The organism is Novosphingobium sp. (assembly GCF_030699305.1).
Lineage (GTDB): Bacteria > Pseudomonadota > Alphaproteobacteria > Sphingomonadales > Sphingomonadaceae > Novosphingobium.
Genome location: NZ_JAUYNB010000013.1, coordinates 257,965 through 269,089, shown reverse-complemented (window position 1 = coordinate 269,089; position 11,125 = coordinate 257,965). Strand labels below are relative to the sequence as shown.

12 protein-coding genes and 1 tRNA gene are annotated in these 11,125 nt (G+C 65.9%); 7 read left to right on the top strand and 6 right to left on the bottom strand.

The genetic code is table 11. From position 1 onward, the window contains the following. Positions 1-71 precede the first annotated feature (71 nt). From Q8Q53_RS07560 to Q8Q53_RS07535, 6 genes are all read right to left on the bottom strand, one after another. Complete coding sequence (locus Q8Q53_RS07560) at positions 72-1,046, bottom strand: quinone oxidoreductase (protein ID WP_305701146.1); 975 nt, start codon at positions 1,044-1,046, stop codon at positions 72-74. Positions 1,047-1,145: 99 nt separating this feature from the next. Continuing rightward, positions 1,146-1,220, bottom strand: a tRNA-Gln gene (locus Q8Q53_RS07555). A gap of 67 nt (positions 1,221-1,287) precedes the next feature. After that, positions 1,288-2,151, bottom strand: coding sequence for a glutathione-dependent disulfide-bond oxidoreductase (gene yghU, locus Q8Q53_RS07550; RefSeq protein WP_305701145.1), 864 nt, complete (start codon positions 2,149-2,151; stop codon positions 1,288-1,290). Positions 2,152-2,224: 73 nt separating this feature from the next. Next, the gene (locus Q8Q53_RS07545; RefSeq protein ID WP_305701144.1) at positions 2,225-3,520 is read right to left on the bottom strand and encodes an alkaline phosphatase PhoX; all 1,296 of its coding nucleotides are present in this window, start codon (positions 3,518-3,520) and stop codon (positions 2,225-2,227) included. Between the two features lie 58 nt (positions 3,521-3,578). Then, the gene (locus tag Q8Q53_RS07540; RefSeq protein WP_305701143.1) at positions 3,579-4,667 is read right to left on the bottom strand and encodes a branched-chain amino acid aminotransferase; all 1,089 of its coding nucleotides are present in this window, start codon (positions 4,665-4,667) and stop codon (positions 3,579-3,581) included. A gap of 507 nt (positions 4,668-5,174) precedes the next feature. Next, a complete protein-coding gene (locus Q8Q53_RS07535) occupies positions 5,175-5,735 on the bottom strand; it encodes a hypothetical protein (protein WP_305701142.1) in 561 nt (186 codons plus the stop codon). A 76-nt stretch (positions 5,736-5,811) separates the two neighbouring features. Here Q8Q53_RS07535 and Q8Q53_RS07530 point away from each other — a divergent pair, with 76 nt between their 5' ends. The 7 genes from Q8Q53_RS07530 (at position 5,812) to Q8Q53_RS07500 (ending at position 11,111) form a co-directional block, all read left to right on the top strand. Then, on the top strand, positions 5,812-6,570 hold the full coding sequence (locus Q8Q53_RS07530; RefSeq protein WP_305701141.1) for a TlyA family RNA methyltransferase: 759 nt from the start codon (positions 5,812-5,814) through the stop codon (positions 6,568-6,570). 170 nt (positions 6,571-6,740) lie between these two features. Continuing rightward, positions 6,741-7,298, top strand: a complete 558-nt coding sequence (locus Q8Q53_RS07525) for a TspO/MBR family protein (protein WP_305701140.1) — start codon at positions 6,741-6,743, stop codon at positions 7,296-7,298. A 39-nt stretch (positions 7,299-7,337) separates the two neighbouring features. Beyond that, a complete protein-coding gene (locus Q8Q53_RS07520) occupies positions 7,338-7,592 on the top strand; it encodes an accessory factor UbiK family protein (RefSeq protein WP_305701139.1) in 255 nt (84 codons plus the stop codon). Positions 7,593-7,614: 22 nt separating this feature from the next. Continuing rightward, positions 7,615-8,205 carry a Rap1a/Tai family immunity protein gene (locus Q8Q53_RS07515; RefSeq protein WP_305701138.1) on the top strand — a complete coding sequence of 197 codons (591 nt, stop codon included), beginning with the start codon at positions 7,615-7,617 and terminating at the stop codon, positions 8,203-8,205. 116 nt (positions 8,206-8,321) lie between these two features. Next, a complete protein-coding gene (locus Q8Q53_RS07510) occupies positions 8,322-8,924 on the top strand; it encodes a DNA repair protein RecO (protein ID WP_305701137.1) in 603 nt (200 codons plus the stop codon). Positions 8,925-8,937: 13 nt separating this feature from the next. Next, positions 8,938-9,981, top strand: a complete 1,044-nt coding sequence (gene leuB, locus Q8Q53_RS07505) for a 3-isopropylmalate dehydrogenase (RefSeq protein WP_305701136.1) — start codon at positions 8,938-8,940, stop codon at positions 9,979-9,981. Positions 9,982-9,983: 2 nt separating this feature from the next. Continuing rightward, a complete protein-coding gene (locus Q8Q53_RS07500) occupies positions 9,984-11,111 on the top strand; it encodes a glycosyltransferase family 2 protein (protein WP_305701135.1) in 1,128 nt (375 codons plus the stop codon). Positions 11,112-11,125: the final 14 nt, after the last annotated feature.

Sequence of the window (11,125 nt, the reverse complement as noted above, 5' to 3'; positions counted from 1 at the left end):
GTCGAGCGAAGTCGAGACACGTTTGCGCGGCGTGTCTCGACTTCGCTCGACACGAACGGGGATTGGGGGATTCAAGGCAGCAACAGCGTCGACCCCGTCGTCCGCCGCGCTTCGAGGTCGATGTGGGCCTGCGCCGCGTCGGTCAGCGCGTATTCCTGGCCGATGGTGACGCTGAGCTTGCCTGCCAGCACCATGTCCCACAGCTTCGCCGCGCCCGCTGCGGCTTCGGCCGGATCGGCGTAATAGTCATAGACGCCGGGGCGGGTGACATAGAGCGAGCCGCGCGTGGCCAGATCGCGCAGCGCCACGCCGGTTACCGGGCCGCTGGCATTGCCGAAGCTGACCAGCGTGCCGCGCCGCGCAATCGAATCGAGCGAGGATTGCCAGCTGGCCGCGCCGACCCCGTCATAGCAAACTGCCACGCCCGCGCCGCCGGTTGCCTCGCGCACGTTGGTGACAAGGTCCGGCGCGCCGGACAGGAACACCAGTTCGGCGCCTGCGGCCTGTGCCAGCGCAACCTTTCCCGCGCTGCCGACCGTGCCGATCACCCGCACCCCGCGTGCGGCCAGCCATTGCACCAGCAATTGCCCGACCCCGCCCGCCGCTGCCGGGACCAGCGCCCAGCCGCCCGGCGCAACGGGTGCGCAGCGCTCGGCCAGCGCCTCGACCGTCGTGCCTTTCAGCAGGATCGCGGCGGCGGTGCGGGCATCGATCCCGTCAGGCACGGCGAACAGCGCGGATGCCTTGATCAGCCGCGCGGTCGAATAGGCACCGGGGGCGGCGAAATAGGCCACGCGCTGGCCGGGCGCGAACCGGGTCACGCCGTCGCCCACCGCTTCCACCACGCCTGCCGCTTCCATGCCCAGACCGGTCGGCAGGCGCGCGGGATACTGGCCGGTGCGGAAATAGGTGTCGATGAAGTTCAGGCCCACCGCTTCGTGACGCAGCAGCACTTCGCCGGGGGCGGGCGCGGGCAAGTCCACCTCGCGCCACTGGATCACTTCGGGGCCGCCGGTCTGTTCGATAAAAGCCTGGGTCGCACGCATCGGAAATCTCCCTTTGCGCGCCTTGTCCCGGATCAGGCTGCCGGATTCAAGAGGCGGCGGGATTTGAACCTGCGCCGCCTGACGGTCCGGACAGCTTGCTGGCTGGGGCGGCAGGATTCGAACCTGCGAATGCCGGTACCAAAAACCGGTGCCTTACCACTTGGCGACGCCCCAACGGGAAGCGCGCTCATAGCAGAGCAAACGGGGAAGGGAAGGGGCTTTTACCCCCCTTCCACAAGGGTTAGAGCACGCCCGGCTTCAGCGCGTCGAAGTCGCTGGCGTCGTGGCGTTCGCGCAGGACGGTGCCTTCTTCGCCGAACGGGCGGTTGACCAGACGGCCACGCTTTACCGCAGGACGGGCGTCGATTTCGCCGACCCAGCGGCCGACCGCTTCGTATTCCTGAAGCTGGAGGAATTCGCGCGTGTTGCCATAGGCATCGCCGCGATAGAGGTTGCCGATCCAGGTGTAGGCGGCGATATCGGCGATGGTGTATTCATCGCCCGCCAGGAACCGGGTTTCCTTCAGCTGGTTGTTCGCAACGTCGAACAAGCGCTTGGTTTCCATCGCATAACGGTCAATCGCGTACTGGATCTTGACCGGGGCATAGTGATAGAAATGGCCATAGCCGCCGCCCATGAACGGCGCGCTGCCCATCTGCCACATCAGCCAGCAGATCGTCTCGGTCCGGCCCTTCAGGTCTTGCGGGATGAACGCCTGAAACTTGTCCGCCAGATGCAGCAGCATCGCGCCGGATTCGAACAGGCGCAGCGGCTCCGGCCCGGACTGGTCGAGCATCGCGGGAATCTTGCTGTTGGGGTTGAGCGCGACGAAACCCGATCCGAACTGGTCGCCGTCGCCGATGTTGATCAGCCAGGCATCGTATTCCGCGCCCGCATGGCCTGCGGCGAGCAGTTCCTCCAGCAGGATCGTGACCTTCTGCCCATTGGGGGTACCCAGCGAATAGAGCTGGAACGGATGCTTGCCGACCGGCAGCGCGCGCTCAACCTGCGCGCCGGCGGTGGGGCGGTTGATGCTGGCGAACTGGCCACCGTTGGCCTTGTCCCACACCCAGACCGGGGGCGGCGTGTATTCGGCGTCGGACATGGGGATTCCTCTCGATTTTTTGTAAGTTACTACGCCTAATTTGCCGTGCGGGTCTGCGCAAGGCTTTTGCCTGTTATCCCCGCAAGTGCGCCCACGGTCCGGTAATCGCCAGCGTGGCGGTGGGGCTGTAGAGGTTGACGAACAGCACTTTGCCATCGGGCGAAAAGCACGCGCCCGCCGGTTCGGTCTGGATCGCGACCCGCGCCAGCGGATAGGGGCGGCCATCGCGGGTGAGGCCGCGCAAGTGGTTGTCGGACACGGCGCTATACTGGTCTTCGCACACCACCAGCTGGCCATCGGGGGCGATGGTCAGGTTGTCGCCATAGTTGAACTGCTGCGGATCGGTTGATTCGAAGAACAGTTGCAGGCGGTCGCCCGCTTTGCCGGGCTTGAGGCGGAACACCTGCCCCAGTTCCGCTGCGCCGCCGGACGTGCAGGCGAAGAACAGTTCGCCGTCGCCCATGTGGATGCCTTCGCCGCGCGCAAACGCCAGCGCGCCCGCCGCAGCGCCGCGTGTGCGCAGATCGTCGTCCGGGCTTTCCGGGTTGTCGAGTGCGATCCAGCGCACTTTTCGCCAGTCACCGGGCTTCATCGCCGCGTGGCCGCCGTCGATGGCCAGCGCCTCCAGCCGCCCGCCCTTGGCCAGCTGCCCCGGCACGGCGGGGATGAAGCGATAGAGCAGTCCATCGCCGCGGTCCTCGGTCTGATAGACGATGCCGGTGGCCGGATCGACGGCGGCGGCCTCGCGGTTGAAGCGGCCCATCGCTTTCAGCGGAACCGGATCGACCGGGCCGGTCGCGGCGGCGGGCACCTCAAAGGCCCAGCCATGGTCCTGCCCGACTTTGGCCCCGGCGCGGGAGACGTCTTCCTCGCAGCTCAGCCAGGTGCCCCACGGGGTGATCCCGCCCGCGCAGTTGCGGATCGTGCCGGAGAGCGAGCGGAATTCGCGTTCCAGCGTCAGGCTTGCGGCATCGAGCACCAGCGTGGTCGTGCCGCCGGGCAGGATCGCGCCGCTGGCGTCGCGGTCAAATGCCCGGCCGGTCGCCCCGCCGCTGTCCTTGCCGGGGCGCAGTTCATGGTTGCGGACCAGCGCCAGCTTGCCGCCGGGCAGGGCAAAGCAGCCCATCCCGTCAGCCGCATCGGGCACCCGCCCGCCGTCGCTCATCGGGTTGCCGAGCTTCGAGATTACCCGGTAGGAAAACCCTTCCGGCAGGTCCAGCAAGCCCGCCGGATCGGGTCGCAGCGGGCCATAGCCAGGGGCCGATGCGACCCCCGACCGGGCGGTGCGGCAGCCGCTGGCCGCCAATGCGGCGAACGCTGCGCCGGTGGCAGCAAGGAAGCGGCGGCGATCAAGCGAGCTGTCGGTCATCCGGCGTATCTGCCGCAACCGCGCCCGGACGTAAAGCGCTGGCCAGCGCTTTGGCGGATCAGTCCAGCCGGGTGACCCAGCCGTGGGTATCGGGCGCTTCGCCGCGCTGGATCGCGACCAGTCGCGCGCGCAGCTTTTGGGTCAGTTGTCCCGGACCGCCCGAACCGATGGTGAACTCGCTGGTCCGGTCGGCGACCTTGCCGACCGAGGTGACGACCGCCGCCGTGCCGCAGGCGAACGCTTCGATCAGATGGCCCGATGCGGCGTCGGCGCGCCACTGGTCCAGGCTGTAGCGCTCTTCCTCAACCGTCAGCCCTTCTTCGCGGGCCAGTTGCAGCAGGCTGTCGCGGGTGATGCCGGGCAGGATCGTGCCGGTCAGCGCGGGCGTGCGCAGGGTGCCGTCGGCGAACACGAAGAACAGGTTCATGCCGCCCAGTTCCTCGATCCATTTGTGCTCCGCCGCGTCAAGGAACAGCACCTGATCGTGGCCCTTGGCAAAGGCTTCGGCGGTGGGGACCAGGCTGGCGGCATAGTTGCCACCGCACTTGGCCGCGCCGGTGCCGCCGGGGGCCGCGCGGGTATAGTCGCTGACCCAGATCGACACGGCGGGCGCGCCTGACTTGAAGTAGTTGCCCGCCGGGCTGGCGATCACCAGGAACTTGTATTCCTTGGCCGGGCGCACGCCCAGAAACGCCTCGGTCGCGATCATGAAGGGCCGCAGATAGAGCGAGCCGCCTTCAACGGTCGGGAACCATTCGCTGTCCGCCGCGACCAGTTCGCGGATCGCCGCGACGAACACGTCTTCGGGCAGTTCCGGCATCGCGAGGCGCCGGGCCGAGGCGTTGAAGCGCGCGGCGTTGGCTTCGGGGCGGAACAGCGCGATCCCGCCATCGGCAGTGCGATAGGCTTTCAGCCCTTCGAAGATTTCCTGCGCATAGTGCAGCACCGCGGCCGCCGGATCGAGCGCAATCGGGCCGCGCGGGCCGATCACCGGGTTGTGCCAGCCCTTGTCCTCGGACCAGTCGATGCAGACCATGTGATCGGAAAAGCATTTGCCGAAACCGGGGTCCGCCAGCACCGCTGCACGGTCCCTGGCCGCCGTGGGGGCGGGGTGAGGCAGGCGGGTGAACTGGGCGCTGGTCGCCATGGGGACGGTCCTCTTGAACAATGGAATGCAGGCATTGAACGAATGTTACACAGAACGCAAGCCCTGTGAAACATTCGGAAAGCGCACTGGTTCACTCCCTCGATAGGGCCAATTGGCGAAATTGAAAAGGGCTGCCTCCGCACCGGCGGAAGCAGCCCCGATTTCAAGTCTGAGAATGAGAAGGTGCGCCGCCGGGGGCGTCCCTTCGCATGGTCAGCGGCCCGAAAGTGCCGCTCACGATGCCTTTATCGCTGGTTGATGGTCAGCGATAATGCCTCGCGCTGCGGATACCCGACCTCCTTGCTGAACCATGAGACATCGGTCACCTCCTTTCGCGCTGTTAGAGCCAAGAGCCGCTCCCTCTCGGAAGCTCGGCCGGTGGGGGTTAACCCGGTCCGTCCTTGGCCCTAGGGATACCGATTCCGCACTGCACAACAAGACTTGCATTGTTTTATTTTGACGTCAGTATCGGCGCTTCCGGCCTGCTTCGGCAGGGCCGTTTTCCCTTCAGCGGCAATCCTCGACCACGCGGGCAATTTCCGGCCAGCTGGGCAGATAAAGCGGTGCTTCGCCAGCCACATCCAGCGCAAACCGCCCGCGTGAAAAGGCGATCGCATCCAGAATCGGATCGCCCGCGCGGATCTGCGCCACGATCCAGCCGGGGGCCGCAACGGTCGGTTCGCTCAGCAGCGGGCGGGTGCCGGTGGTGGTGGTTACAGCCATCGGCACGTGGCCGGTGCCGGCACTGACCCGCGCCAGCCGCACTTCGCGCAGGAACTTTTCACAGGTCAACCGCACCAGCACCGTTCCGCCCGGCGGGCCGAACGTGGCAGTCGATTTCCCGTCGGCCATGCCCCAGCGCCACACTCCGGGCGTGATCGCGACATCGCGCCAGTTGGCGACCGGCGCGGGCGCGGGCAGCGGCGCGGGCCGGACTGCGGGCGGCGCGGCGGCAGGCAATGGCACTGCGGCGGGAGGCGGCGGCGCTGCGCATGCTCCCAGCAGCGTCAGCGCGGCTGCGGCAAGGGTCAGGGAAAAGGGCCGTTCGGCGGGTGCGATTGCCTTCATCGCCTACCTATGGAATGAGCCGCCGGGCATCACAACCCCTCTTGCCCTGCAAACCTCTGATCCGATTGGCCCCGGCATGACCGTTACCCCCGCGAAAAAGCCCGGAAAAGCCCGTGTCGATCAATTGCTGGTCGAACGCGGGCTGGTCGAAAGCCGCGCGCGGGCGCAGGCGCTGGTGCTGGCCGGGCTGGTCTTTCACGGCGAAACCAAGCTGGCCAAACCGGGCCAGACGGTGCCCGCCGATGCCGTGCTGGACGTGCGCGGGCGCGATCATCCGTGGGTCTCGCGCGGCGGGATCAAGCTGGCCCACGGGATCGAGCACTTCGGCCTCGATCCCGCCGGTGTCACCGCGATGGACATCGGCAGTTCGACTGGCGGGTTTACCGATGTGCTGCTGTCCAAAGGCGCAGCGCACGTCTTCGCGGTCGATTCGGGGACCAACCAGCTGGCCTGGAAACTGCGCCAGGACCCGCGCGTGACCGTGCTGGAACAGACCAGCGCGCGGGTGCTGACGAACGCTCATATCACCGCGCCGTGCAGCTGGGTGGTGTGCGATGCCAGCTTCATCGCGCTGGCCAAAGTGCTGGACGTGCCGCTGAAACTGGCCGCGCCGCAGTGCCAGCTGGTCGCGCTGATCAAGCCGCAGTTCGAAGTCGGGCGCGAGGAAGTGGGCAAGGGCGGGGTGGTCCGCGATCCCGCGCTGCACGCGCGGGTCTGCGCCGAGGTCCGCCAGTGGATCGAAGCGCTGGGCTGGCAGGTCCAGGGGATTGTCGAAAGCCCGATTACCGGCCCGGAAGGCAATGTGGAGTTCCTGATTGCCGCAAAACGGGACTAGGGTCAGGACCTGTTGCCTGCGCCTTCGAGGTTTGAGTCAAAATGGCTCAGTGCCAGGAAGGAAGGCGCAGGCAACAGGTCCTGACCCTCACCGCGGCTATCCCCCCATTGCTTAAGGGAAATCCGCCCGCCAATATCCGCACTGGACGTAATCCGAATCGAAGGTGTCTGATGAGTGAGCTTGCATCGCCAGGCCAGTTGAGAGCGGCGTTTCTGCGCTGGTCGCTGTTTCTGGTGCCGGGTATCCTGTTGCTGGGGTTCTTTTCAGGTCAGGCTGCCAACAGCGGTCCGGGCAATCCGTGGTTCGTCGATCTGGTCAAGCCGGAGATCTATCCGCCGCCGGCCGCGTTCGGGATCGTCTGGTCGATCCTGTATGTGATGATGGGCGTTGCGCTGGCGATGATCGTCACCGCGCGCGGCGCGCCGGGGCGCGGCGTGGCGATTTTCGCATTCGTGTTCCAGTTGCTGCTCAATCTCGCGTGGTCGCCGCTGTTCTTTGGCGCGCACCAGATCAGCGCGGCGCTGGTGCTGCTGGGGGTGCTGGTGGTGGCGCTGGCGGGGACGATCTTCCTGTTCCACGCCGTCCGCCCGCTCGCTGCATACCTGCTGGTGCCCTATCTGGCCTGGGTCTTGTTCGCGAGCGCGCTCAACTGGCAGTTCCTGCAATTGAACCCCGATGCCGATGGCGCCGCCGGGGGCGAGGCGGTAACCTCGGTCGAGTTTCAGTAGGGGCTTGAACCGGCCCGCAATCAGGACCATCTGACTCCCATGCAAAGCGAAAACCCCCTGCTCGCCGATATTGCCAAGCTGCTGAACAGCGCTGCCGGAACGATGGCCGGAATGGGCCGCGAAGCCCGCGACGCCGCCCGCGAACGCGTCCGCGAAGGGCTGGGTGGCCTCGACTTCGTCAGCCGCGAGGAATTCGACACGGTCAAGGAAATGGCCGCCAAGGCGCGGGAAGAAAACGAAAAGCTGGCCGAACGACTGGCGGCGCTGGAAGCGGCGCTGGCGAAGAAGAAGTAGCCTACCGCTGAGAGGTGCGAGTATGGGCGTCACGATGCGTCGCAATAAACGTAACTTTTATGGCGTTCTAGGAATCGTAGGATTGGCCGTTCATGGAGTGGCGGCTGCTCAGTCTTCAAATAGCACCACTCATTGTGATCTTTCTGGTCGGTCAGTCACTTGCGATACAAAAAGGCGCGAGGCTGATCAGCCTTTAGATTATGGAGCAATCCTTCAACAGGGGCAGGAACTGGTCCCAGCCGCGCGACCTGAGCGCCCGGTCCCAGATCGGCCATATCCTCAGCCGTTGAAAGAATCTGATCGCGGTGAGCAATTTCGAACCGACTATTTTCTGACCGGTAATGGGTTACTCGAATCTTGCGGCGAGGGAGCACTATCGCGCGGCTGGCTGGCCTGCGCTGCATTTATTCAGGGTGTTTCAGGCACAATTACTGGTATTGCGGAAGTCTCCGGCGGCAGGAAAATGATGTGTAATTCGGAGCGAGCAACGCTCGGCCATAAAATAGATGTCGTGTCGAAGTTTTTGTCTGATCATCCTGAGAGTAGACACCACGATGCTGGTCCGCTCGCAGCGGTAGCGCTAATCCGAGCTTTCCCTTGCGATGCCAAGTAGTTATCTAAGTTCGTCTCCCCTATTGCTCGGAGTGAAATTTCATCGGGCTGATGCGGCGTAACGGCCTAGCCTTCCAAGTGGTTGAGTAACCGGCAAAAACCCGCCACACCGCGCCCATGCACTTGCGCGCTCAAGCCCTTGTCTGTGCCGTCCGCGCCCACGGCGAAACCGCCGCGATCGCGCGGCTGCTGACGGCTGAGTACGGGCTGGTCGCGGGCTATGTCGCGGGCGGGCGGGGGCGCAACTTGCGGCCCGTGCTGATCCCCGGCAACGTGGTCGACGCGGAGCTGCGTGCCCGCTCGGACAGCCAGCTCCCGTTCGCGCGGCTGGAATTGGTCGCCAGCCGGGGGCCGTGGCTGAACGAACCGCTGCCCGCCGCCGCGATCACCTGGGCCTGCGCACTCACCGCCAGCGCGCTGCCCGAACGCCAGCCGTTTCCCGCGCTCCACGCGGCCTTGTCGGCGCTGCTTGATGCGGCGTGCCATGCCCCCTCGGCGCGCGGGTGGCTGCCGGGGCTGATCGCATTTGAAGGGCTGGTGCTGCGCGAGCTGGGCTATGGCGCCACCCCGCGCCCGCCGGGCGATGCCGATTGGCCAGCGCAACTGGCCGGATTCGACACGCTGGGACCGCTGATCGAACGCTATGCGCTTGCCGAACGGCACGGCGGTGTTATGGGAGCGCGCGCCATGCTGCGAGAGCGGCTGGCCCGGATCAGCTAGCCTTGGAATTCCCATGAAGATTGCGGTTTTTGCCGGAGACGGCATCGGTCCCGAAGTTACCCGTGAAGCGATGCGCGTGCTGCACGCGCTGGACCTGCCGGGGCTGGAGCTGACCGAGGGGCTGGTTGGCGGCGTCGCCTACAAGGCAACCGGCCATCCGCTGCCGCCCGAAACCATCGCCATTGCCCGCGCCTCGGACGCGATCCTGTTCGGCGCGGTCGGCGATTTTGACTGCGACCATCTGGAACGCGCGCTGCGCCCCGAACAGGCGATCCTGGGCCTGCGCAAGGAACTGGGCTTCTTCGCCAACTTGCGCCCCGCGACCGTGTTCAAGGGTCTGGAAGGCCTGACCAGCCTGCGCCCCGAAGTCGCCCGCGCAATCGACCTGCTGATCGTGCGCGAGCTGAACGGCGATGTCTATTTCGGCGAAAAGGGCATCCGCACCCTGCCCGACGGCCGCCGCCAGGGCTGGGACATGATGTCCTATGCCGAAGACGAAGTGCGCCGGATCGCCCATGTCGGGTTCAAGGCTGCGCAGGGCCGTAAAGGCCGCCTGTGCTCGGTCGACAAGGCCAACGTGCTGGAAACCTCGCAGCTGTGGCGCGACGTGGTGATCGAGGTTTCGGCGGACTATCCCGACGTCGAGCTGACCCACATGTATGTCGACAACGCGGCGATGCAGCTGGTCAAGAACCCCGGCCAGTTTGACGTGATCGTCACCGGCAACCTGTTTGGCGATATCCTGTCGGATCAGGCCAGCATGTGCGTCGGTTCGATTGGTTTGCTGGCCTCGGCCAGCCTCGCCGAGGGCACGTGCGGGCTGTATGAGCCGATCCACGGCAGCGCGCCCGATATTGCTGGCAAGGGGCTGGCCAATCCGATGGCGACGATCCTGTCCGCCGCGATGATGCTGCGCCACAGCTTTGGCCTTGAAGCGCCCGCGGCGCGGATCGAAGCGGCTGTGGCCCGCGCGCTGGCCGACGGGATCAAGGGCGGCGATCTGGGCGGCAGTTACGGCACCGCCGCCATCGGCGACGCGGTTCTGGAAAGACTGTAACCATGACCCTGCGGCTCGGCGTCGTCCTTCCCACGTTCAACGAGCGCAAGAACCTGCGCGGTATGGTCGAGCGGCTGGATGCGGCGCTGGCCGGTGTCACCTGGGAAGTGATCGTCGTCGATGACAACAGCCCCGATGGCACCGCTGATGAAGCGCGCCTGATCGCGCAGGACGATCCGCGCGTGCGGGTGATCCAGCGGATCGGGCGGCGCGGCCTGTCCTCCGCCGCGATCGAGGGGATGTGCGCCACGGCCGCGCCGGTTGTGGCGGTGATGGACGCTGACCATCAGCACGATCCGGCCCTGTTGCCGCTGATGCTGGCCGCGATCGAAAGCGGGGAGCATGACTTGTCCTATGCCAGCCGCTTTGCCGAAGGGTCGAGTACCGAGCAGTGGGGCCGGCCCGACCGGGTCAAGGCCTCCAACCTCGCCAACCGCATCGCCAACAAGGTGACCGGCGTCGAACTGTCCGACCCGATGAGCGGATACTTCATGCTGCGCGCCGAAGTGCTGCGCGCCGATGCGCACCGCCTGTCGGGTGTGGGCTTCAAGATCCTGCTCGATATTCTCGCCACGGTCGATGCGCCGCTGCGGATCAAGGAATTGCCGATGAATTTCGCTGCCCGCGCCGACGGCGAAAGCAAGCTTGACCGGACCGTGGTGTTCGAGTTCCTGATTGGCCTTTATGACAAGTGGCTGGGCCGGATCATCCCGACGCGGTTCGCGCTGTTCGGCACGGTCGGCGCGCTGGGTGTGTTCGTGCAGCTGGGCGTGCTGTGGGTGATGCTCCACCTCGTTTTCGGGGAACGGTTCGTTTACGGCAACTGGTCCGAAAGCACGACCTTCAACGTCGCCAATACGGTGGCCGCGGTGATCGCGATGACCTTCAACTTCGTGCTGAACAACGAGTTGACCTATTCCGATCAGCGCCTGCGCGGGCTGGGTCCGGTGCTGAAGGGCTGGGCGCAGTTTGCGCTGACCTGCTCGCTGGGCCTGCTGACCAACATCGGTTCCGCCGCCGCGCTGAAATCGATGGGGATCAATGATGTCGTCGCGGTTGTCGCGGGGATCATCCTGGGTTCGGTCTGGAACTTTGCGCTGTCGAACAAGTTCGTCTGGGGCAAGTATTGAGCCGGACGGCCCCT